The sequence below is a fragment of the Clostridium sp. HGF2 genome (assembly GCF_964240115.1).
Taxonomy (GTDB): Bacteria; Bacillota_I; Bacilli_A; order Erysipelotrichales; family Erysipelotrichaceae; genus Clostridium_AQ; species Clostridium_AQ innocuum.
The window spans coordinates 369,293-390,670 of record NZ_CAXSSO010000002.1 but is presented as its reverse complement, the minus strand read 5'-3'; the positions used below and the strand labels follow the sequence as shown (position 1 = coordinate 390,670).

19 protein-coding genes, 6 tRNA genes and 1 pseudogene are annotated in these 21,378 nt (G+C 45.2%); 3 read left to right on the top strand and 23 right to left on the bottom strand.

Translation table 11 applies throughout. The features are described 5' to 3' along the window. Nucleotides 1-375: 375 nt before the first annotated feature. From ACESPQ_RS05685 to vanR, 6 genes are all read right to left on the bottom strand, one after another. The gene (locus tag ACESPQ_RS05685; RefSeq protein WP_008819174.1) at nucleotides 376-1,734 is read right to left on the bottom strand and encodes a PFL family protein; all 1,359 of its coding nucleotides are present in this window, start codon (nucleotides 1,732-1,734) and stop codon (nucleotides 376-378) included. A gap of 12 nt (nucleotides 1,735-1,746) precedes the next feature. Beyond that, the gene (locus ACESPQ_RS05680; RefSeq protein WP_002608232.1) at nucleotides 1,747-2,016 is read right to left on the bottom strand and encodes an ACT domain-containing protein; all 270 of its coding nucleotides are present in this window, start codon (nucleotides 2,014-2,016) and stop codon (nucleotides 1,747-1,749) included. Nucleotides 2,017-2,120: 104 nt separating this feature from the next. Further along, complete coding sequence (locus tag ACESPQ_RS05675; protein WP_118002043.1) at nucleotides 2,121-2,636, bottom strand: hypothetical protein; 516 nt, start codon at nucleotides 2,634-2,636, stop codon at nucleotides 2,121-2,123. Between the two features lie 28 nt (nucleotides 2,637-2,664). Then, nucleotides 2,665-3,786, bottom strand: coding sequence for a sensor histidine kinase (locus ACESPQ_RS05670; RefSeq protein WP_009269492.1), 1,122 nt, complete (start codon nucleotides 3,784-3,786; stop codon nucleotides 2,665-2,667). After that, nucleotides 3,783-4,883, bottom strand: coding sequence for a sensor histidine kinase (locus ACESPQ_RS05665; RefSeq protein WP_373144062.1), 1,101 nt, complete (start codon nucleotides 4,881-4,883; stop codon nucleotides 3,783-3,785). The genes ACESPQ_RS05670 and ACESPQ_RS05665 overlap by 4 nt, the downstream gene beginning before the upstream one ends. After that, nucleotides 4,873-5,562 (bottom strand): VanR-ABDEGLN family response regulator transcription factor, encoded by a 690-nt coding sequence (gene vanR, locus ACESPQ_RS05660; RefSeq protein ID WP_373144061.1) that lies wholly within the window; start codon nucleotides 5,560-5,562, stop codon nucleotides 4,873-4,875. Before vanR ends, ACESPQ_RS05665 begins: the two co-directional genes overlap by 11 nt. Before the next feature lie 150 nt (nucleotides 5,563-5,712). Here vanR and ACESPQ_RS05655 point away from each other — a divergent pair, with 150 nt between their 5' ends. Then, nucleotides 5,713-6,720, top strand: coding sequence for a D-alanyl-D-alanine carboxypeptidase family protein (locus tag ACESPQ_RS05655; protein ID WP_373144060.1), 1,008 nt, complete (start codon nucleotides 5,713-5,715; stop codon nucleotides 6,718-6,720). Nucleotides 6,721-7,148: 428 nt separating this feature from the next. Here ACESPQ_RS05655 and ACESPQ_RS05650 read toward each other — a convergent pair whose 3' ends face one another. The 3 genes and pseudogenes from ACESPQ_RS05650 to ACESPQ_RS05640 all read right to left on the bottom strand — a co-directional run bounded on the left by ACESPQ_RS05650 (nucleotide 7,149) and on the right by ACESPQ_RS05640 (nucleotide 11,225). Beyond that, nucleotides 7,149-8,078: a transketolase family protein gene (locus ACESPQ_RS05650; protein WP_002608226.1), complete on the bottom strand. Its 930-nt coding sequence runs from the start codon at nucleotides 8,076-8,078 to the stop codon at nucleotides 7,149-7,151. After that, a pseudogene (locus ACESPQ_RS05645) lies at nucleotides 8,078-8,920 on the bottom strand (transketolase); the annotation flags it as partial. The gene ACESPQ_RS05650 and the pseudogene ACESPQ_RS05645, both read right to left, overlap by 1 nt. 157 nt (nucleotides 8,921-9,077) lie before the next feature. Beyond that, entirely contained in the window at nucleotides 9,078-11,225 is a 2,148-nt protein-coding gene (locus ACESPQ_RS05640) for a Tex family protein (protein WP_002608224.1), read from the bottom strand. A 382-nt stretch (nucleotides 11,226-11,607) separates the two neighbouring features. Between ACESPQ_RS05640 and ACESPQ_RS05635 the strand changes: the two genes are divergently transcribed. Beyond that, a complete protein-coding gene (locus tag ACESPQ_RS05635) occupies nucleotides 11,608-12,243 on the top strand; it encodes a pentapeptide repeat-containing protein (RefSeq protein WP_373144058.1) in 636 nt (211 codons plus the stop codon). A 411-nt stretch (nucleotides 12,244-12,654) separates the two neighbouring features. Here ACESPQ_RS05635 and ACESPQ_RS05630 read toward each other — a convergent pair whose 3' ends face one another. Then, complete coding sequence (locus ACESPQ_RS05630) at nucleotides 12,655-13,701, bottom strand: RNA-guided endonuclease InsQ/TnpB family protein (protein ID WP_257334268.1); 1,047 nt, start codon at nucleotides 13,699-13,701, stop codon at nucleotides 12,655-12,657. Here ACESPQ_RS05630 and ACESPQ_RS05625 point away from each other — a divergent pair, their 5' ends adjacent. After that, nucleotides 13,702-13,926, top strand: a complete 225-nt coding sequence (locus ACESPQ_RS05625) for a hypothetical protein (protein WP_170316692.1) — start codon at nucleotides 13,702-13,704, stop codon at nucleotides 13,924-13,926. A 588-nt stretch (nucleotides 13,927-14,514) separates the two neighbouring features. Here ACESPQ_RS05625 and pepT read toward each other — a convergent pair. The 13 genes from pepT to ACESPQ_RS05560 form a co-directional block, all read right to left on the bottom strand. Then, nucleotides 14,515-15,738: a peptidase T gene (gene pepT / locus ACESPQ_RS05620; protein WP_009269497.1), complete on the bottom strand. Its 1,224-nt coding sequence runs from the start codon at nucleotides 15,736-15,738 to the stop codon at nucleotides 14,515-14,517. A gap of 61 nt (nucleotides 15,739-15,799) precedes the next feature. Next, nucleotides 15,800-16,246: a DUF2383 domain-containing protein gene (locus tag ACESPQ_RS05615; protein WP_008819183.1), complete on the bottom strand. Its 447-nt coding sequence runs from the start codon at nucleotides 16,244-16,246 to the stop codon at nucleotides 15,800-15,802. Nucleotides 16,247-16,619: 373 nt separating this feature from the next. Further along, nucleotides 16,620-16,693: transfer RNA gene (locus ACESPQ_RS05610), tRNA-Gly, on the bottom strand. Nucleotides 16,694-16,703: 10 nt separating this feature from the next. Further along, nucleotides 16,704-16,779: transfer RNA gene (locus ACESPQ_RS05605), tRNA-Lys, on the bottom strand. 20 nt (nucleotides 16,780-16,799) lie between these two features. Continuing rightward, nucleotides 16,800-16,875 (bottom strand) — tRNA-Gln (locus ACESPQ_RS05600). A gap of 8 nt (nucleotides 16,876-16,883) precedes the next feature. Continuing rightward, a tRNA-Tyr gene (locus tag ACESPQ_RS05595) sits at nucleotides 16,884-16,967 on the bottom strand. A gap of 17 nt (nucleotides 16,968-16,984) precedes the next feature. Beyond that, nucleotides 16,985-17,060 (bottom strand) — tRNA-Thr (locus ACESPQ_RS05590). Nucleotides 17,061-17,069: 9 nt separating this feature from the next. Next, a tRNA-Val gene (locus ACESPQ_RS05585) sits at nucleotides 17,070-17,145 on the bottom strand. Between the two features lie 223 nt (nucleotides 17,146-17,368). Beyond that, nucleotides 17,369-17,653, bottom strand: coding sequence for a cyclic-di-AMP receptor (locus ACESPQ_RS05580; RefSeq protein ID WP_002608215.1), 285 nt, complete (start codon nucleotides 17,651-17,653; stop codon nucleotides 17,369-17,371). A 119-nt stretch (nucleotides 17,654-17,772) separates the two neighbouring features. Then, on the bottom strand, nucleotides 17,773-18,207 hold the full coding sequence (locus ACESPQ_RS05575; RefSeq protein ID WP_002608214.1) for a winged helix-turn-helix transcriptional regulator: 435 nt from the start codon (nucleotides 18,205-18,207) through the stop codon (nucleotides 17,773-17,775). A gap of 43 nt (nucleotides 18,208-18,250) precedes the next feature. Continuing rightward, nucleotides 18,251-19,477, bottom strand: a complete 1,227-nt coding sequence (locus ACESPQ_RS05570) for a cytochrome c biogenesis protein/redoxin (RefSeq protein WP_002608213.1) — start codon at nucleotides 19,475-19,477, stop codon at nucleotides 18,251-18,253. A 9-nt stretch (nucleotides 19,478-19,486) separates the two neighbouring features. After that, nucleotides 19,487-19,804, bottom strand: coding sequence for a thioredoxin (trxA, locus tag ACESPQ_RS05565; protein WP_009587873.1), 318 nt, complete (start codon nucleotides 19,802-19,804; stop codon nucleotides 19,487-19,489). 134 nt (nucleotides 19,805-19,938) lie between these two features. Then, on the bottom strand, nucleotides 19,939-21,267 hold the full coding sequence (locus ACESPQ_RS05560; RefSeq protein WP_038274541.1) for an FAD-dependent oxidoreductase: 1,329 nt from the start codon (nucleotides 21,265-21,267) through the stop codon (nucleotides 19,939-19,941). Between the last annotated feature and the right edge of the window lie 111 nt (nucleotides 21,268-21,378).

The window sequence follows — 21,378 nt, the reverse complement described above, 5'->3', positions numbered from 1 at the left end:
CATGCGACAAATGTAGTTCACCACAGATTATTGTCAAGGGTGCCATGTGAAGATGGAAACAACAGACCATGTACCGTTGTGAGTTATTTGACTATCCCCGGTATTGCTTTACTCCATTCAATAAGCTTGGAGATAAAGGAGTGACGATACTTCATGGCTGAATGCAGGCAGGTGAAAGAAAGGGCACAGCATGCTTCTATCCGGTAACGCTGTGCCTGCCGCAGCAAAACAGCATATCGTAAGAAAAGGTCATTTCCATTCACAACGGGAAAAAGGACATAGAATACATGCCGCTCTATGTCCTGAATCACTTTATGATAGCCGTTGAGAACTTTTATATAATATGGTTCCTCTGATATGATTTTTCACCTGTGGTTAGTTTTTCAAGGCCTGAATCGGTGCAGGGATTCTTCCCTTTCTATGTATCATGACAGAACAATCTGTTTGGTTGATGTTCATCACAGGACCACTTCCCAGCAAGCCGCCAAACTCCAGTTCTTCTCCAACCTTCTTGCCAATTGCAGGAATGGCGCGAACCGCAGTCGTTTTAGAATTAACCATACCAATGGCAGCCTCATCCGCAATGATACCGGAAATAACCTCCGGCGTTGTTTCACCCGGAATTACAACCATGTCCAGACCAACCGAGCATACTGCTGTCATAGCCTCCAGCTTTTCCAGACACAGGGTACCCGCTCTGGTTGCCGCAATCATTCCGGCATCCTCACTCACCGGTATAAAGGCACCGGAAAGTCCGCCGACCGTACTGCTGGCCATGACACCGCCCTTTTTCACTGCATCGTTCAGCATTGCCAGGCAGGCAGTCGTTCCATAAGCACCACAGCTTTCCAGACCCATTTCCTCTAAAATATAGGCAACGGAATCACCGATAGCAGGAGTAGGTGCCAGTGACAGATCGACGATACCAAACGGAACACCCAGACGCTCACTTGCCAGCGTTCCCACCAGCTGTCCCATACGGGTAACCTTGAAGGCTGTTTTCTTAATGATATCCGCAAGCTCATTCATTGGCAGTGACTTATCCGCCTTTGCCAATGCGGCACGGACAACACCCGGACCGCTGACACCGACATTGATGACGCAGTCAGCTTCTCCGACACCGTGGAATGCACCCGCCATAAACGGATTATCCTCCGGCGCATTGCAGAAGACGACCAGCTTGGCAGCACCGATGCAGTTACGATCCTTCGTCAGCTCGGCAGCCTCCTTCACCATGCGTCCCATCAGCTCCACCGCATTCATATTGATTCCGGCCTTGGTAGAACCGACATTGACGGACGCACATACATGCTCTGTTTCCGCCAATGCTCTTGGAATGGATTCCATCAGCTCGCGATCACCTGCCGCACAGCCCTTTTGGACAAGTGCGGAGTAACCGCCGATAAAATTAACGCCCACCGCCTGAGCACAGCGCTCAAGGGTATGTGCATACTTTACAGGATCACCGCCGCTGACAGCCACAAGCATGGCGATCGGTGTAACGGATATCCGCTTGTTGATGATAGGAATACCGTATTCCCGTTCAATATCCTCTCCTGTCTTGACAAGATTCTTTGCCAGACGTGTAATCTTATTGTAAATCTTCTCACAGGACTTATCAATATCACTGTCACAGCAGTCCAATAGAGAAATCCCCATCGTAATTGTGCGAACATCGAGATATTCCTCATCAATCATCTTTATAGTTTCCAGTATATCATGTACGTTTATCATACGTTCACCATCCTATATCTTATGCATGGAGTTGAATATATCCTCATGCATGACATGAATGGTCAAACCACTCTGTTTTCCCACATTCTCCATATGAGCCGCAAAATCGGCCAGTGTCGTATTTCCCTTTGTAATATCGATCAGCATGATCATTGCGAACATATCCTGAAGCAGCGTCTGGGACACCTCGATCACATTCATATTTGCATTCTCACACTCTGCGCTGACTTTGGCGAGGATTCCCACCATATCCTTTCCGATTACACTCACAACTGCTCTCATACAATTCCTCCTTCTTAAGCTTATTTTCCATTATACTGTAATTGTGAAAAAATCACAATACAAAATGATAAAAATTACATATCACTTTCATTTTCTTACATTGCTTATTTGAAGGTTTCGCTTCCCAATGCCATCTTCTGCATTTCGAACGGTTCCCAGGCAGACTGCAGCCCCTGCAGATTGCACAGGAATTCCTCTTCCATGAAGGGAGCCTGCTTCTGTTGTGCAAGATATTGGGAAATCGTATTGGACATACCCTGTGACAGACGGACGCGGCGCTTTGCGCATACCGTATTCATACTGTTAATCAGATACAGCGTCATACCATAGCCGTCGCCGTTTTCAAAGCTGCGATACAGACGTTCCGGATATTCGTTGTCATGTACATTAAATATGAAGTCGCTGGTATCAACAGCATCCTCCAGTGTCAGCAGGAAGACGGCGATATCATATTTATACACAAAATCCAGTGTCAGCGGATTGTGCTTCATTGCCTGACATTCCTCATCCATCCAGACCTCATCCTTGATAACGAATACAAATTCATCATCAACGAAATCCATAACGGTTCCTTCCTCTTCGATTGCGGAAGGAAATACTTCTCCTATTTCTATATTCATTTCATCACCTGTTTTTCTTTCTATCGTATTATACCACGGATTCCTTATGTCCCGGTACAAAAGCCTTTGGAATCTGAACTGTAAAGCTTAACAGCTTGTCTATCGAGCTTGCCCGCAGTGTCCCCTTCTGCATATCCATGATCTGTCTGGCAATCCCCAGCCCCAGAACATGCAGGTTGCCCTCACCATGCACATCCTCCAGCCGGTAATAATTGTGAAAGATATGGGCAATCTGATATGCTGAGAGATGTCTGGATTCCACCTCCATAAGCACCTCATAGCGTTCATCAAACTCCTGCATCCGGATATGAATCGTCGCTTTCACCCGTCCCAGCTCAACTAAATTGCGCAGAAGATCCCGCATGACGCGTGCTATCTTTTCATTATCCGCAAACAATGCAAGGCCGCTGCCGCTTTCTATGGATACCTCCATCTGCTTTGCTTCCATCAGCATATAGTACTCATCCACCACCTGTTCCATCATGCGATCCAGATACATATGCTCCGGATTCCATTTCGCATATTGCAAATTGAACCGGGTGATATCGAAAAACTCATTGATCATATCCTCCAAGTCCAGCGACTTATGCAGTACCTGTATTACAAAGTCCTTCTGAATTTCCGGGGAAATACGGGTTTCCTTATGCAGAAATTCCAAATACATTAAAATATTGGACAACGGCATTTTGATATCCTGCGCCAGCAGATAAATCAAATCCTTTTTCTTTTCCTCATCCTGTGCAGCAGCCTTCAGATAATTCTGATAATCATCAGACAGCGCCATTATCAGCTGTTCCGCTTCCTTCATTTCCTTTGGGAAATCAAAACGGGAGCGATCCTTGCGCATAACATCCTCCATGCCCCGCATCAATATCCGCATATAATTGACAAGATCACGACAGAGGAAATAAATCATAAGAATAATGGCGGCCACAATAAGCAGCGGCAGCACAATCATATAAATTTTGCGAAACATCGCAAAGGGATCTCCGGTTTCCATAAACAGCCGGATAAAGTCGATGACAACACCGTTCAGCACATCATCAAAGAGATAAATCAGTGTTATCGTCCCCAGCGTGATGCCAATGATAATGCATGCATATTTGATAAACAGACGGCGACGCAGGGCTTTTAAATTGGCGTGTTTCACAGTATCACCTTCTGTTCATACGGAAGCCGCAGGGTAAAGGTAATCGTCGTACCTTCCATGTCGGCTTTGATTTCCCCCTGATGCAGCTCAATGATTTCTCTGGCAATCGCCAGTCCCAGCCCGGCACCTCCGCTGGTCGATGTCCGTGCACTTCCCGCCCGATAAAATTTGTCGAACAGATGCTGCACGGAAGCGGTATCCATGGCTTCTCCTTCATTGCTGTAGGTCAGGCAGACACCATCCTCATACAGCATACCGGCGATCCGGATTTCCGTCTGGGGAATGCTGTAGTTGATGGCATTTCGCATAAGATTATCAAAGACACGCTGCAGTTTATCGAAGTCTCCACTGATTTCCATATGATCCGCCAGATGTAGTTGCAGCCGGATTCCCTTTTCCTCCATAAGCGGATAAAAGCCTGCCAGCTGCTGCTGCAGCATGGTATTCAGATCAATTCTGGTGACCTCCAGCTGTGACACCTTATCGTCATACCGCAGAATTTCTGAAAATTCATCAATCAGATCATCCAGACGCTGTGCCTTTTCATAGGTGATGCGAATCGAGGTATCCAGCTGCTCCTGATCCACCTTGTGATCAAGAATATGGTTAATATAGCCAATCATTGATGTAAGTGGTGTTTTCAGGTCATGTGCGAGATACATCAGCAGCTCGTTTTTATGCTCCTTCTCCTGAACCGACAGCTGACGGGTATGCTGCTTTTTCTCCAGCATATCCTGAATCCGTCCTCTGGCCATATCCATTTCCGGCAGATAACAGTAGCTGAACGGCAGTCGGTCCACCGGCTTACCCTGCACTGTATCAAGCAGGACATCCAGATTTTGAAAGAAGAGCAGTACAAACAGATACAGCAGAAGCGCTGTGCCTGCTGCCAGCAGAAACAGATTGAACTCCAGCTCATGCTTCAGATAAAACAGCAGAAAATCTGAATCCCTGAGTGTTCCCTGATTACTGAAAACCTGTGCGTAATGATCCAGCAGAAACATAAGAATGCCGATGATTCCCATAACCAGCGCTGTCATAAAGAGATACAGATACGCCAGATGCTTGCGCAATCTGCGATAGGTGCTATTCTTCAATCTGGTATCCTACGCCCCACACCGTTTTGATGAATTTCGGATTTCTCGGCGGCTCATGCATTTTTTCACGCAGACGGCGGATATGCACCATTACCGTATTGTTGCTGTCAAAGTATTTTTCCTTCCACACAGCCTCAAACAGCTCTTCACTGGTGATCACGCGCCCGCGGTTTTTGCACAGATACCACAGGATTGAAAATTCAATCGGTGTCAGATTGAGCACTTCGTCATACAGGGTGCATCGATGGGAATCATTGTCGATGATCAGCCCCTTAAAGTCAATCACATTCACATTTTCCTGTGACGGGTTATATTTTTTATAGCGGCGCAGCTGTGCCTTGACACGGGCCACCAGCTCCAGCGGATTAAACGGCTTTGTAATATAGTCATCCGCTCCCAGAGAAAGTCCCTGTATCTTATCCACATCCTCCACCTTGGCAGTCAGCATGATGACCGGAAACATATATTTTTCCCGTATGATCCTGCATATTTCAAAGCCGCTGATTTCCGGCATCATCACATCCAGCAGTGCCAGATCAATGCGGTTATTTTTCATATATTCCAGCGCATCCTTGCTGTCATAAAATTTATGTACTTCATAGCCTTCATTGTTCAGATACAGCGCAACGAGGTCTGCAATTTCCTTTTCATCATCTAATACCAGTATTTTTGTCTGCATGAAAAATCCCTCCATGTTTCTATTATAACAAATCCCGCCACATTCGTCGCGACAAGTTTGCAATGTAAGAAAAAATTAAGAGGCGATTTTCCCATATTTGCCATAGACTATTTTACTATCTGTGTTATGATATTGGAGGAGTTGACAGCAATGCGAAATATAAGAAAAAGATGGTGGCTCGTGGCGGTAGCAGCTCTGCTTCTGCTGTTTCTGGATGTCGCTATGTACATACAAATCAAAGAGTATTATCCTGATTTCATGAAGCAGGAGGAAGCATCAACCCCCGTCACAGGGCAAGGTCTTGATGCAAATCAGCAGAACATAAAAAAAAGGCTAGAGAGTATGACCCTGAACAGCCGCTATGCCATGGTGATCGACTTACAGGATCAGCAGGTACTCTATGAAAAAAACAGTGATGAAAGGCTGTTTCCCGCATCCCTGACAAAGGTGCTCACCGCAATCGTCGCTCTGGATAACATGGAGAATCTGCATAAAAAAATAACGATTACAGAACAGGATATTGAAGGGCTTGCGGAAGCAAATGCAAGTGTCGCAGGTCTGGAAGCAGGAGAACAGGTAACACTGGAGGATCTTTTATACGCACTCATTCTTCCCTCCGGTGCAGATGGTGCAAACGCTTTGGCTAATCACTTGAATGGCAGTATTTCCAAATTTGTGAAGGATATGAATGAAAAGGCCAACGGTATGGGAATGCTGCATACGCATTTCACAAATACAACAGGACTGCAGGATAAACAGCACTATACAACACTGCAGGATATGAAAAAAATGATGGATCACGCATGGAAAAACCCTGCCTTTCGCAAGGTGATGACAACCCTGCGGTATACCATACCTGCAACCAAACAGCACCCAAATGGGCTGAAGCTGAGGAGCACCCTTCTGTTTTATGATAAGGATCTGAAGTTTCCAGGCGGAGAAATCATTGGCGGTAAAAGCGGCTTTACACCTGAGGCAGGCTATTGTCTGATCAGTGTTGCCAGAATGAAGGACGGTCATCAGTATATGGTCATCAGCGCCAAGGCAGAGAAAATAGAGAAAACCCTTGTTGAGGAAGGCGGCAGTGCTACAGAATATGGCAATGTCATGGATGCAAAGGCCGTTTACACTGCAATAGCGGATGTAAAAAACAAATAGGAAAGAGGCAGAACACACAGGTTCTGCTTTTTTATATATTCGTCTTTATATACACACCTTAAGAACATCATACAGTGCACCCTCTGCCACCCTTCTGATATGACAGACAGAAAATATAAGGAAAATGTACACAGGTTCCTATCATGCATCAGTCAAAGCAATCCCGCACAATGTATTTATCTTTCCTTTTTCATCAGCAGTTTAATGTGATATGTCTCTTATAGATAGCATATTTTCAGTATACTTCTATGCATCGCTTCCAACACCCTTGCTGTTTCTTCCGTTAATTACAGACTTTTCGATAATGACCTGCATAAGCACGTCTCTATCATATCCTAATTTTTCCCATGACTGTAAAAGGCGCAGGAACAAAAAAAGCTGCAAGATTTTATCCGATAACCAAATCTTACAGCTTTCTATCCTATAATTTACTTATTGTCTTCCACTGCCTTAACGATATCGTTTGCAGTGAGACCGTATTTCTCAAGCAGTGCAGCCGGTGTTCCGCTTTCTCCAAAGGTATCCTTGATTCCTACCATGGCAAGCTTCTTCGGTGCCTTTTGACTGAGTACCTCGGCAACAGCACTACCCAAACCGCCGATAACACTGTGCTCTTCACAGGTTACAAACAGATCGTGATCCTTTGTCAGTTCAACGATTAGCTCTTCGTCAATCGGTTTGATGGTGTGCATATCAACAACCGTTACATCCATACCGTTTTCCTTCAGGATATCCGCAGCCTTCATGGCAGCCTCCACCATGATACCGGTCGCAATCAGCGCAACGCTGTTTCCTTTGCGGATCACGTTTCCTTTTCCAATCTGGAAGTTCAGCGTATCTTCTGTATATACATCCTCAACTGCCATTCTACCCAGACGTACATAGCATGGACCATCGTATTCAGCCACTGCACGAATTGCCGCCTTTGTTTCCACTCCGTCAGCCGGTGAAACAACAACCATACCCGGAATGCTTCTCATCAAAGCAACATCCTCAACACTCTGGTGACTTGCTCCATCCTCACCTACGGTAAGTCCGGCATGTGTTGCACACACCTTTACATTCAGGTGCGGATAACAGATGGAGTTGCGCACCTGTTCAAACGCACGTCCGGCAGCGAACATTGCGAATGTACTTGCAAATACGATGTTTCCGCTTGTTGCCATACCGGCAGCCGCTGCCATCATATTACCCTCTGCAATACCGAAGTTGAAATGCTGCTCAGGTGCAACCTTCTTCACTTCGCCTGTTTTTGTGGAACCGGATAAATCGGCATCCAGTACCAGAATCTTTTTATTTTCCTTTGCCAGTTCAGCAAGCGCTTTTCCATACGCTTCACGAGTAGCCATCTTTGCCATTATTTACATCCTCCTTCAAGTTCTGCAATTGCTTCCGCACACTGTTCTGCACTCGGTGCAGTTCCATGCCAGCCAGCTTTGTTTTCCATGAAGGATACGCCTTTACCCTTAACTGTGTGAGCAACAACAACCGTTGGTTTTCCCTTGACCGTCTTTGCTTCCTCACAAGCTGCAATTACGCTTTCCAGATCATTTCCGTTTTCCAGAACGATCACATTCCATCCAAATGCCTTGAATTTTTCATCAATCGGTGTTGGATTCATAACATCGGTTACATTACCGTCAATCTGAAGACCGTTGTGGTCAACAAATGCCAGCAGGTTATCCAGCTTGTAGTGTGATGCCGCCATAGCAGCTTCCCATACCTGCCCTTCCTGACATTCCCCATCACCTAAAATCGTATAAATACGGTGGTCTTCCTTGTTGTATTTGTTCGCCAGTGCCATACCGACTGCACAGGAGATTCCCTGTCCCAGTGATCCGGTGGACATATCGACACCAGGCAGCTTGCGCATACTTGGATGTCCCTGCAGGCGGGAGTTGATTTTACGGAACGTTAGCAGCTCTTCCTCTTCGATCAGCCCTTTCTCTGCCAGTACAGAATACAGCAGCGGTGAAGCATGACCCTTTGACAGGACAAAACGATCCCTATTCGTTGATGCCACGTTGTCTGGGGTGATATCCATCTGTGTAAAGTAAATCGCCGTTGCGATTTCTACAGAAGACAGACTTCCACCCGGATGACCGGATTTTGCTTCTGTAACCGTCTTAACGATGTTCTTGCGAATGTTGTTCGCTTTTCCCTTTAGATCTTCTAATTGGTACATTCTATAGTCCTCCTTGTTTTGAACACGTTTATTATACTATAAAACCCCTGCATTGCACATAGAATATTATGTGAAATTGTAAAAGAGCAGCCGTTTTTTTGAACAAATGTTCTTAACGGCTGCTTTCATGAATACTCTTATCCATCGGTTCAACAGAACCGTAAATTTATTTCTATTGCATCGGCAGCAGTGACAGCTGTACCTTCTGCTTTTCCTCATCGATATTGTATACCCAGACCTTCACGATATCTCCTACCGATACCTTATCGCTTGGATGTGCAATACGGTGCCTGCTCATTTTGGAGATATGTACAAGACCGTCCTCATGCAGCCCGATATCCACAAAGGCTCCAAAATCCACCACATTGCGGACAACTCCCTCCAGCTGATCACCGATATGCAGATCCTCAAGCTCCAGCACATCGCTTCTTAACAGCGGCGCATCATACCGTTCACGATAATCTCTTAACGGTGTCGCAATTGCCTCCAGGATATCCTGAATCGTATAGCGGTCACTCTCACAATCACGAATCAGCCCGTCAGCATCCGCCTGCTGTACCGCTTCCTGTGCCTGTTCACTTCCCATATCCTGCTCACTGAGACCCAGCTGCTGTAACACCTTTCTGGCTGTGGCATAGCTTTCCGGATGAATACTGGTACGATCCAGCAGCTCATCCCCATCCTCGATACGCAAAAAGCCGGCCGCCTGTTCATACGATTTCTCACCAATCTTCGGAATTTTCTTCAGTTCCTTCCTGTTTTTCAGCTCCCCGTGCTCCCTGCGGTATTCCACAATGGATTTTGCTGTTGCCTGGCTGAGTCCGGATATGTTTTTCAACAGCTCCTGGGATGCGGTATTCACATTGACACCGACCCGGTTCACCGCCTTGGAAACAACAAAATCAAGACGATCCTTTAAACGGGCGGTGGGAAGGTCATGCTGATACTGCCCGACACCGATCGACTGCGGATCGATTTTGATCAGCTCGGATAGCGGATCAATGATCCTGCGTGCAATGGAAATGGCAGAGCGCTGCTCCACATGCAGATCAGGAAATTCCTCCCGTGCCAGCTTGCTTGCGGAATACACGGATGCCCCTGCTTCGGAAACGATGGTATAGGCAGCCGACAGATGATATTCACGAATCAATGCGGCAACAAAGGCTTCGCTTTCACGGCTGGCAGTTCCGTTTCCGATAGCAATAATATCAATGGGATACTTCTTTAACAGCTGCAGCATCTTCTCCTTCGCCTCTTTGATCTTGGCATTTGGCGGTGTCGGATAAATCACACTGACATCCAGCATATTACCGTTTTTATCGACGACAGCCAGCTTACAGCCGGTACGAAAGGCCGGGTCAAAGCCAAGCACCATTTTATTTTTCATCGGCGGCTGCATCAGCAGACGTTCCAGATTTAACGAGAATACCTCAATCGACTGCTCGTGTGCCTTTTCACTCAGCTGGGATCGGATTTCACGCTCCACCGCAGGAAAGGCAAGCCGCTTCAGGCCGTCCTGCACAGCCTCCTCGATATATTCAACACACGGACTCTGGCGTTTTTTCGTAAACCGGCGATTGGTCCAGTCAATGATATACTCCTTATCAAACTCGATGGAAACGGCAAGCACCTTTTCCTTTTCTCCACGATCGATCGCCATGATACGGTGACTGGCCAGTGTGGTTACACGCTCACTGTAATCATAGTACATTTTATAAATCTTTTTCTCATCGGTATGCTTTTTCTTTTCCTTCGTCGTTAACCTTCCATAGCGCTCCATACTGCTGCGGATTTTCTGGCGCACAGCCGGATCATCACTTGCCATTTCCGCAATGATATCCTTTGCTCCCTGTATGGCAGCCTCCACATCGGACACCTTATCGTTCAAATATCTCTTCGCTTCTTGACGCACATCCCCATCCCGCAGCAGCTTCAGCATCCATTCCGCAAACGGCTTTAAGCCACGTGCAGCCGCATCACTTGCTCTTGTTTTCCGCTTCTGCTGGTATGGACGATAAATATCCTCAACCTGTGACAGCTTTTCACAGGCGTTGACTGATGCGATAATTTCTTCCGTCAGCTTGCCCTGCTGCTCAATCAGACGCTTGACATCCTCCTTGCGCTTTTCCAGATTCACCTGATACTCATATTGCTCCTGTATAACACGAATCTGTTCTTCATCCAGTCCCTTGGTCACTTCCTTACGGTAACGGGCAATGAACGGAACGGTGTTTCCTTCCTCCAGCAGCTGCAGCGTGTTTTTGATCTGTTCCGGCTGGATATGCAAAGAAGCCGCCATCGGCTGTATGATATGTTCCATAATATGTACCTTCCTTCATCTACTGCGTTCTATCAAGTATCCTTCATAAATACGCAATCGTTTTTTCAACGTCTTCATTATATAGAGGATTCCCCGGAAATACAAGACTTCTATTTCGAAGACTGATCGAGCCGGATATAAGCCTGATGCCCTTCTTCACCATTCAGGAAGCAATCAACGAAAACATGTCAAACAAAAAAATGTACAAGCAGTCTTCTGCGGTCATTTCCCAGCCTGCCTAAAGGTAATGCTTCCTTGGAATTTATACGATTACCGCTATGGGAAAGCGATGAGTGGAAAGCAGCCGCTGAAATTTTTACGGAGATTTTCTTTTCATACCGCAGAGAATACGGTACAATAGAACCCAAAGGATGTGGATATAATGAAAATAGTACAGCCCCGCCTGCGCCCGTCATATGCGAGGGCACAAAGCTTGTATGCCTGCATTGATGAGGACAATTATGTGGAAGGAATGGAATTTGACGGCATCACCATCAGCAATGAGGAGTATACCGCCTTGCATCTGGATGGCTGCGTCTTTCGTAATGTATTTTTTGAGGATTGTGAGTTTGATGCGATTGATATGATTGATACCGTATTTGAAAATTGCGAGCTGTCAAACCTGCATTTCAACAAGGGAGCTATTCACCGCTGTGTTTTCCGCAACTGCCGCTGTATGGGAATCGATTTCAGCGATTGTGTCATACACAATACCCTTTTCACAAATCTGAAGGCTGCCTATGCCAATTTGTCGGGCTCCAGATTTCGGCAGGTTATTTTTGAAAACAGCAATTTTTCAAATGCGAGCTTCATTCAGTGCGAATATCAGAAAACCGTATACGACAGCTGTGATTTGAAGGAGAGTGAGTTTCATAACACGAATTTAAAGGGCATGGATCTTTCCTCCAGCGATATTGAAGGTATCAGTCTGACGATGGATCATATCCGCGGAGTCATCGTCAATGAACAGCAGGCGCTTCGTCTGGTACAGCTGCTGGGTATCATTGTCAAGGAGTAACGCGCTGTTCTTAACAGCTGCTCTTTTGCACAGGTCTTTTTCAAAAACATATGATCGGTAGGGTGTCTTCTCTCAAGACACTTTTTTTCGGTCAAAGATAGGATACCGTCTTATACAAAAAGCCGCAGAGAATAGGCTGTACCTTTGCTACTGTGGTTATCATGCTTGCGAAACTACGCTTTGCTGAACAGTTTATGCAACCGTACAGGGAATGCTCCCTCTGTTGGAGCACTGCCGCCTTTTAGGAAAATGCTCTCTATAGAATAAGGGAGAGAATGATTGCTGAAAAAAGCTGAAGAAAAGAAACTATCCGCGAAATAGAAACTGCTTGTCCCTGTGAACTACCGCCAGCTAAAGAGCAAGCGGCTTCTAATGAATGCTTACACATTCATCAAAACTTTTTGTTCGTGTTCAGATACACGTAACTGGTACGTTCACAGTACCTCTACTCCATCGCTCTCGCTTTGGCATACATGGATATACTTTTCGTATGATATTACTTGCTCCATTGATATCGGCATTCATTAGAATGCCATTTTTGCTTCTGTACAATCCTCGCTTGATTCTTTTACCTGAGAAAGCGTGTGTTACATCATTTCCATAGACTGGTATTTGATCCTCGTCAATGGAACTAGCCTTCGATGTATAGCTTTCTTCACAGATTACGACTCTGATTCCTGCCGCTTCTCCTTTGTATTTGATCATTTCGATCAGCGTATGAAACGATATCTGAACAAATGTCTGATTGTTCTTCTTCCCTATATGGATACGCTTCTTCCAACCCGCATTATTTCCTACGACGATAACTTCAATTCCTTCCTCTACACATAGATCTATTATTTTTCTTGATGCTTTGTGCAGGATATCCTTTACACGTCGATTTCGCTTTTCGCTGATACGTTTCATTCGTTTTGTTTGATGGATCCCTTCGCTATCCTTCTTTCCAGTTCTTAGCAGTGAGCGATAATGTGCGATCTGTTTGTTATAGAATTGATTGACTGCTTTTATTTCATTTCCTTTTATCAGCACAGGGTGGTGTCCACTCGTAAACGCAATCGCTGTCAGATTATCGACACCAATATCTATGCCGGCTACTCTGGTTGCCTCATGGATTGTGATCGTTGGTTCCTTGATTTCTATCTCGCATACGATTTCAAGCTTGATAGTATCTCCATTGGGAATCAGGCGTACTTCCTTCAGCTTCTGTTCATGCAGGTCCATCTTACCAAGATCATATCGGTCACGTATACATCCTGCCTGCAGCACTGCCTTGGGAAACTTTACATACCAACCATGCTTGTCTTTTCTCAGTTTGCATATCTGATTGGTAAAGATCAAGGGTTTATAACCGTCTTTATCTGCATATCGAGGGATATGAGGGACTGCTTCATATTTGTCAGGATGTGCTTTGTAATCCGCTAAAGCAGCAAAAAAGCTTTTCCAGTCACGATACAGCATATGCAATACGTTCTGATTTGCTTGCGCAGGAAGAGCACGGTAATCGATCTGGTCACGCAATTTAAAAAAAACATCCAGATGCTGCATGGAAACAAAGCGATGTTCATGATCAATGATGTGGAATGGTGTGCTATGATGCTTTTGACGTATGACATTCCATTCATCAACGACACCATTGAGTTCTTCCAGGACCTGTATCTCATGTGGAAAGCGATCCTCATTTGATTTGATGGAAGCACTGTACGCATTTCTTATATAGAACGAAGCAATATTGTACAGATTTTTAGCACGATGTGTAAGAGCAGAAAAGCCGGGGGTTTTGTGGATGATTAGCAGATAGGATACTAGAATATGTGCGATATGATTTCATGAAGGAAAACCTCCTTTTGTTGACATCATTATACCACGAATATGAGAGAAGCTTAAGGAAAGTTTTATGGAAAACAGAAAGAAAACAAGGATGAAAAGAAATATGGCTGCATTCATCCCCCTCCTGTTCATCGACCACTGAGGTGGGGGTATTCTGCCTGCTTTTTAGATAAAAATGTTATAAAGCTATTATGGGAAATCGGGACGCTTTAACATAGTAGCTCAGCTCTAACCCATTATAGGAAACCGGCACGATTTCCTATAATGTGAAGAAAGCACAGTGGCATAGAATATCCGTCCGCATACACAGGCTGTGCGAAGGAGACCTCACTCACCTTAAAAACAGAAAAAAACAGAAGAATGATTTCCTGCACATGCAGCAGGCTTCCATCTTCTGTTTTCTTGCATTTATTCCAAGACGATCTTCGGTACGGAATATGCCTTTTATGCTTCCTGCACATTGTTTTCTACAATTTTTAGCAGTAGCTCAACGCTTTTCTGCATCTCCTGAATAGAAGCAAACTCATATTTTCCATGGTAGTTGTAGCCACCGGTTCCAAGGTTGGGACAAGGAAGGCCGTCATAGGTCAGACGGGCACCATCCGTGCCTCCGCGGATTGCCATGGATCTCGGCTCCAAGCCAATCTGCTTCATGGACGTTTTCACCAGCTCTATGATTCGCATATCCTTTTCAATAATGGTACGCATATTCGCATAGCTGTCATGAATCTGCAGCTGAATCGTATTTTCAGGATATTTCTGATTCAGATAATCCGCAACTCTTTGAAACTCTGCCTTCTGCTGTTCAAACAGCTCTTCACTGTGATTGCGAATAATATAGGACATATAGGCATGCTCACATTCTCCATGGAGGTCTGTAAGATGGTGAAAGCCCTCATAGCCTTCCGTATAAGCAGGATTTTTCTGTACCGGCAGCATAGAGTGAAATTCCATCGCTACCAGTAGGGCGTTGATCATTTTATCCTTCGCACTTCCCGGATGGATGCTCAGACCCTGAATCTGAATTTCTGCACTAGCGGCATTGAAGTTTTCATAATCCACGCAGTCTACCTCTCCTCCGTCAACCGTATATGCAATATCAGCACCGAATTCCGGAATACGGAAATGATCCGTTCCCCGACCAACCTCTTCGTCCGGTGTAAATGCCAGACAGATTTTTCCATGCTCACGGCTTTCCTGAAGCAGCGTTTCCGCCATCGTCATGATTTCCGCAATTCCCGCCTTGTCATCAGCTCCCAATAGCGTCGTTCCATCTGTCACAATCAAATCCTCGCCGATTTTCTCCTGCAGGCATGCAAAATCATGGACTCCCATTTTGATACCCAGTTCTTCATTCAGCACGATATCGGACCCGTCATAGGATTTGACTATTCTCGGCTTTACATCTCTGCCGCTCATATCCGGAGATGTATCCATATGCGCGATAAACCCGATGGATTTTACATCCTTTTTGGTTGTTGCCGGTATCGTACCGTATACAATACCGAATTCATCTACATATGCATCCTCGATGCCGATAGCCTTCATTTCATCCACAAGTGCCTCTGCCAGCTTCAGCTGCTTCAAAGAGCTTGGTGTTGTCTGGGAATGCTCATCGGATTGCGTATCAAAGGATACATAGTGTAAAAATCTTTCCTGAACGTTCATGCTTAACCCTTCTTTCTATAGATACGATTATACACGGAAACGTTCAAACTCTCCAGTAGGATTATTGAAATTCAATCAGATATTTATGCAGCATATGGTACATGGATTCATAATCCTCCTGCATGATCCGCATCGTTTTCTTCATCTGATCGTTTAATACAAGATGCTTCTCATCAAACGCATGCAATGCCTTCTGTGCCATTTTCATATTTTTAACAGCTTCCTCCAGAACCTGCTTATCATTGCTGATCATCAGGTTCTTCAGCATTTCAACTGCATCGGTCACCATGCCTTTCCATCCGGCACTTTCGACGGGGTCACCGCCGCATGTCTGAATCAAAGCGCTCAGGGAATGTGCATGCATTTTCAGCTTGTCCAGCAGTCCGTGAAATTCTGTTTTCAGTCGTTCACTCTGCAGCTTTCCTTCCAAATCTTCAAATATACCGATTCCCATGTGCGTGCCCTTCAGCAGCTGGTTTAATTCTTCTACGATTGCGTTGTTATCCATTGTATATCACCTCATGCATAGTATGGATGATTTCCTTTTTCTCATACCTGCAAAATGTATGGATTACATGCTGGATCTCATGCCATGTATGTATCCCTCTCCAGTTTTCTTACAAATTTACAGGCTTCAGATGAAATACCTTTTTGTGAGTCTCTATGTCTAAATTACATCAATATATTATGGAAAAGCATTATGTATCATATATGCGTTATCCATGTGTCTAAAGAACAGTCATTTAATAAGATAGCTAGCCAAATAACATTAGCTGGTTTTGAAAAGCGAACGATTTCTTACTTTAACATGTTGGTCATTTGTTAGTCATAATTTCGGAAAAAGACAAAAAAAGCCGATAAATATCGACTTGTTTGATATATGGAGCGGGTGATGAGAATCGAACTCACGTAGTCAGCTTGGAAGGCTGAAGTTCTACCATTGAACTACACCCGCAACAGATAAATGGTGACCCGTGGGCGATTCGAACGCCCGACCCTCTGATTAAAAGTCAGATGCTCTACCAACTGAGCTAACGGGTCATTTATATGTTGAATTTAATTGGCTGGGGCAACTGGGATCGAACCAGTGGAATGCCAGAGTCAAAGTCTGGTGCCTTACCGCTTGGCTATGCCCCAATAAAAGATGGTGGGGAGGGGCAGATTCGAACTGCCGAACCAAAAGGAACTGAGTTACAGTCAGCCGCGTTTAGCCACTTCGCTACCTCCCCGAATCTTTTTTAAAAGATGGTGCCGACTATAGGAATTGAACCCACAACCTACTGATTACAAGTCAGTTGCTCTACCAATTGAGCTAAGTCGGCACATTTTTATGGTGGAGGCTGAGGGACTCGAACCCCCGACCCTCTGCTTGTAAGGCAGACGCTCTCCCAGCTGAGCTAAGCCTCCACGTTTTTTTGAACTTCTTTTTTCGCGCCGTTCTCATCAGCGCTCATATATAATACCATTAGACTTTTTTTATGTCAACAACTTTTTTGAATTTTTTTGAATTTTTTTATCCAACGAAATCGAACCCCTTTAAACCCTTTAAAACAAGGCCTTTTAATCAAATACTCCAAAAGAAAAGGATGCTCTGTCATCTATTTTAAAGCCCGAAATAAACCGACCATCCCTATGCATTTACCTTCACATAATCATTTACATCCGTGACAAATATAGAAACCTCCTCATGAAACGGAAATCCGTGTTCTGTGCCCTTCCAGTCAGCTTCCGGATCGAGAATTGATAAAATTCTGTCACAATCCTGCTCATTCACCCCCAGCAGCAAAACGGTCTGTCCATATTGCAGAAAATCACCTGTACTTCCAACCTCTGTCGCCATAAATGCATGCTCTTTGAGCTTTTCCGAAATATCGGCAGCATACTCATCTCCTGCAATAATAAACATCAATTTCATGAAAGACTCACCTCAGCTACTATCATATCATATTTTTCATATACTTTATCGTTAATCTTTTCAAATTCCAGGAATGCATACAAAAAAGATACAGCCAGCCCGTGCCAGCTGTACCCGCTTCACCCCTCAACCGGTTTCGCAATCAGGTCCTCTTTTCGTATGACCTTTCCGCACTCCCTACATACATACTGTATATCAACAGCCCCCCCGCAATCCTTATGCTTCAGACACTTATAGCTCTTATGCAGATGCCTGTCCCCCCAGATCATCATCGCATTATAAATATCATCCAGATCCCTGCTCTTATCCGTAAGCTCATACTGATAGCGCGGCGGATGCTCCTGATACAGGCTGCAGCTGAGAAGCTCATCCTCGCACAAGGACTTTAATCGGCTGGACAGCAGATTTGTCGGTATTCCCTCCAGCCCCTCCTGCAAATCCTTATATGTGCGTCTCCCCTCACGTACTGCATGCAAAATGAGCAGTGTCCATCTGTCACCGATCAGATTGAGTGTCTGTGCGATATTGCAATGCATATCATACTGTTTTTTCATACCATCACCTTATATAACCCTTTCCATATATACCATCAAATCCTTATTTTTTTCCTGACAATGTCTGCTGTATCATATTCTCCATCATATCCGGCGTCAGCTGTCCCTTGATATAGCCAAACGGCTTCCCGTTCTTATCAATCATAAACGTCGTCGGCATACTTGTTATCTGAAAATAATAATACATGGAGCCATCATCAAACAAAACCGGCATGGAATATGCATGCTCATCAAGGAATGCCCGAATTCCTTCCGCAGATTTCTCCTGACCGCCGGGATTCACCACCGTCAAAACAGCTACCTCATCACTATTCCTATACTTCTCATACAGCTCCTGAATATGCGGAAGCTCACGTTGACACGGCGGGCACCAGGTTGCCCAGAAATTCAGAAAAATAACCTTTCCCCGGTAATCGCCAAGGGATACCTGTTTTCCGTTTTGATCCGTCAGAACAAAATCCAGCTGTTCCGCCGAGGTCTGTGCATCCGGAGTATCCGCAGCCTCCTCTTCCTGCTCTGGTGTGGCCGTATCCGTATCCTTTTTGGCAGTTGCCTTATCCGAGGTACTCATGTACGAGCTGATGGTATTCATTTTACCGGTAAACATCATCAAACCGATTGCAATTAAGATAACAGCCCCCAGCTTGACAGCAATATTCATGATATTCTTATGATTGGAAATCCAGTGCAGTACCTTTCCGGTAAACAATCCCAATATCAGGAAGGGAATTGTAAACCCCAGTGCGTATACAATCATCAGGAAGGTGGACACCCAAAGACTGCCGGAGGATGACGCCAGCAGCAAAATGGAAGACAGCGCAGGTCCGATACAAGGTGTCCAGGCAAAGCTGAATGTAAAGCCCATCAGAAAGGCAATAACTGCATTCACACTTCCTTTTTTCTGAAACGGCAGCTTCCATGTGCGCTCCAGACTTTTGAATTTCCAGATTCCCAGCTGATGCAGGCCAAGAAGCACAATCAGGATACCCCCGATTCGTACGAAATACACCATGTGATCCTTGAAAAAGCTGCTCAGCACATGTACGGAAATATTCATCAGCAGTATCGCGGTAAAAATTCCGATGACAAAGCTGACCGTCAGCAGGAAAATTCTGCGCTGCGAATGCGGCTGCTCTTGATCCTGCCCTGCCAGATACCCCATATAGACAGGCAGCAGCGGCAATACACAGGGTGATAAAAAGGATAATAAGCCCTCCAGAAAGACCAGCAGAAAGCTGATATGGCTTAATACGTCGTTGGGATTCAGCATTCTATTCTCCTATCTGTTTAACATTTCTTTCAATTTCGGATACGGCTGATAGCCCAGGCGCTTTTCAGTCTGTACGCCGTTTTTGAATACGATCAGCGTTGGAATGGACTGTACCCCGTAGCGCATAGCCAGTGCCTGCTCCTGATCGACATCCACCTTTAAAATTTTCGCCTTTCCTTCAAACTCATCTGCCAGCTTTTCGATTTCCGGTGCCAGCATCTTACATGGCCCGCACCAGGTAGCGAAGAAGTCCACCAGTACCAGTTCCTCCTTTTGAATCAGTTCGTTAAATTCCGCTTCCTTTGCATGTATTACATTTGACATCATGTTTTCCTCCTTTATTTTATGTTGTTTACAAGATAGACAGGGCTGCATCATGAGAATTCCTAACCATAGAAGAAAGCTACAGCTTCCTGACACGCCTCCTGTCTCATTTCTTTCGAATGCTTTAAACCGCTTTATCAGCTGAATAAATCATTCAGGGCCTCGCTCATCGTCGGATGTGTAAAGATGTGATTTCCGACCTCCTGGTACGTCAGCCTCTGATTCATAGCCAGCTGTACAAAATTGATAACCTCCTCAGATTCTGCGCAAAACAGTACACAGCCTAGAATCTGATCTGTTTTTGTATCAATAACCGCCTTTAAAAGACCATCGGGCTGTGAAATGACATTCGCTCGTGGAATTGCTGCGGCTGGCATGGAAACCGTTTTTACGGCATAGCCCTGTTCCCGTGCCTCCTGTTCGCTCAGTCCCACACGGGAGAAGGTTGGTGAAATAAATACGGAATAAGCGATATGACCGCGATTTTTTGTAGTTCGCTGCTTGTTTCCGAAGAGATGATCCTTCACAATGCGATAGTCATCCAGAGAAATGTAGGTAAACTGCAATCCACCCTTTACATCACCCATCGCATATATATGAGGCACACTGGTTTGCAGATACTCATTCACGATGACATTGCCGCGCTGATCCAGCTTTACTCCGGTGTTCTCCAGATGGAGCTGCTTTGTATTGGCACTTCTTCCGGCCGCCAGCAGGACTGCATCCACTGTAAGCTTCTGCTGTATACCATGCGCATCATCATACGTAATCACAACCTGTTCCCCTTCATTGGCAAACTCCTTTACACTGCTTTCAAATACGAAGCCTACCCCCTGCTTCTCCAGCACCTTCTGAATCTCATCCGCAACATCCTGATCCTCACGCTTTACCAGACGGCTTCCATGCTCAAATACAGTGACTGTGCTTCCATAGCGTGCATACATACTGGAAAACTCCAGACCGATGTAGCCGCCGCCGATAATGGCCAGCTTTGCAGGAAGACTGCGTTCCTTCATCATTTCCGCACTTGTGTAAATATGCCGTGCCTCGTGTATCCCCTTTATATTGGGAATGTTTGAAACAGAACCAGTATTGAGGAAGATATAGTCTCCATAGAGGGTTTCATCCACACCTGCCCCCTGTACATGTACCTCGTGGTCACTGACAAAGGAAGCCTTTGCCGTGATGACATCGACCAGCTCCAGAGAATCCAGCTTGTCAAAATTTTTCTTTCGCAGCTTCTCGATGAGTGCTTCCTTGCGCTCTACCGCCTGCCCATAGGACTGCTTATCTGCCTGTATGATTAGGGACTTTGAGGGAATGCAGCCTTCGTTGATGCAGGTACCTCCATACATCTGATTTGATTTTTCAATCATTGCCACCCGTTTTCCCTGTTTTGCCATATATCCAGCAAGGGTCTTTCCACCCTTTCCAAAGCCGATGATAATTGCGTCGTAAGATTTCATAAATACCTCCTGCAGCATGTGTTTCCCTGCTTTACATCCATACTATACCATAGCAACTTTATTTTTTAAAGTGATTTGCATAAAGAAAGTAAACTTTTTTCCTGTTTATGG

Coding starts and splice junctions, on each gene's coding strand:
- ACESPQ_RS05570 (WP_002608213.1), bottom strand. CDS start 19,477: ATGCTGAATCCCAACGACGTATTAAGCCATATCAGCTTTCTGCTGGTC.
- ACESPQ_RS05630 (WP_257334268.1), bottom strand. CDS start 13,701: ATGCTGTATCGTGACTGGAAAAGCTTTTTTGCTGCTTTAGCGGATTAC.
- ACESPQ_RS05685 (WP_008819174.1), bottom strand. CDS start 1,734: ATGATAAACGTACATGATATACTGGAAACTATAAAGATGATTGATGAG.
- ACESPQ_RS05675 (WP_118002043.1), bottom strand. CDS start 2,636: ATGAATATAGAAATAGGAGAAGTATTTCCTTCCGCAATCGAAGAGGAA.
- ACESPQ_RS05615 (WP_008819183.1), bottom strand. CDS start 16,246: ATGGATAACAACGCAATCGTAGAAGAATTAAACCAGCTGCTGAAGGGC.
- ACESPQ_RS05575 (WP_002608214.1), bottom strand. CDS start 18,207: ATGAAAAAACAGTATGATATGCATTGCAATATCGCACAGACACTCAAT.
- ACESPQ_RS05650 (WP_002608226.1), bottom strand. CDS start 8,078: ATGGCAAAGATGGCTACTCGTGAAGCGTATGGAAAAGCGCTTGCTGAA.
- ACESPQ_RS05655 (WP_373144060.1), top strand. CDS start 5,713: ATGCGAAATATAAGAAAAAGATGGTGGCTCGTGGCGGTAGCAGCTCTG.
- ACESPQ_RS05580 (WP_002608215.1), bottom strand. CDS start 17,653: ATGAAATTGATGTTTATTATTGCAGGAGATGAGTATGCTGCCGATATT.
- ACESPQ_RS05635 (WP_373144058.1), top strand. CDS start 11,608: ATGAAAATAGTACAGCCCCGCCTGCGCCCGTCATATGCGAGGGCACAA.
- vanR (WP_373144061.1), bottom strand. CDS start 5,562: ATGCAGACAAAAATACTGGTATTAGATGATGAAAAGGAAATTGCAGAC.
- ACESPQ_RS05640 (WP_002608224.1), bottom strand. CDS start 11,225: ATGGAACATATCATACAGCCGATGGCGGCTTCTTTGCATATCCAGCCG.
- trxA (WP_009587873.1), bottom strand. CDS start 19,804: ATGATGTCAAATGTAATACATGCAAAGGAAGCGGAATTTAACGAACTG.
- ACESPQ_RS05680 (WP_002608232.1), bottom strand. CDS start 2,016: ATGAGAGCAGTTGTGAGTGTAATCGGAAAGGATATGGTGGGAATCCTC.
- ACESPQ_RS05560 (WP_038274541.1), bottom strand. CDS start 21,267: ATGAAATCTTACGACGCAATTATCATCGGCTTTGGAAAGGGTGGAAAG.
- ACESPQ_RS05625 (WP_170316692.1), top strand. CDS start 13,702: ATGCAATACGTTCTGATTTGCTTGCGCAGGAAGAGCACGGTAATCGAT.
- pepT (WP_009269497.1), bottom strand. CDS start 15,738: ATGAACGTTCAGGAAAGATTTTTACACTATGTATCCTTTGATACGCAA.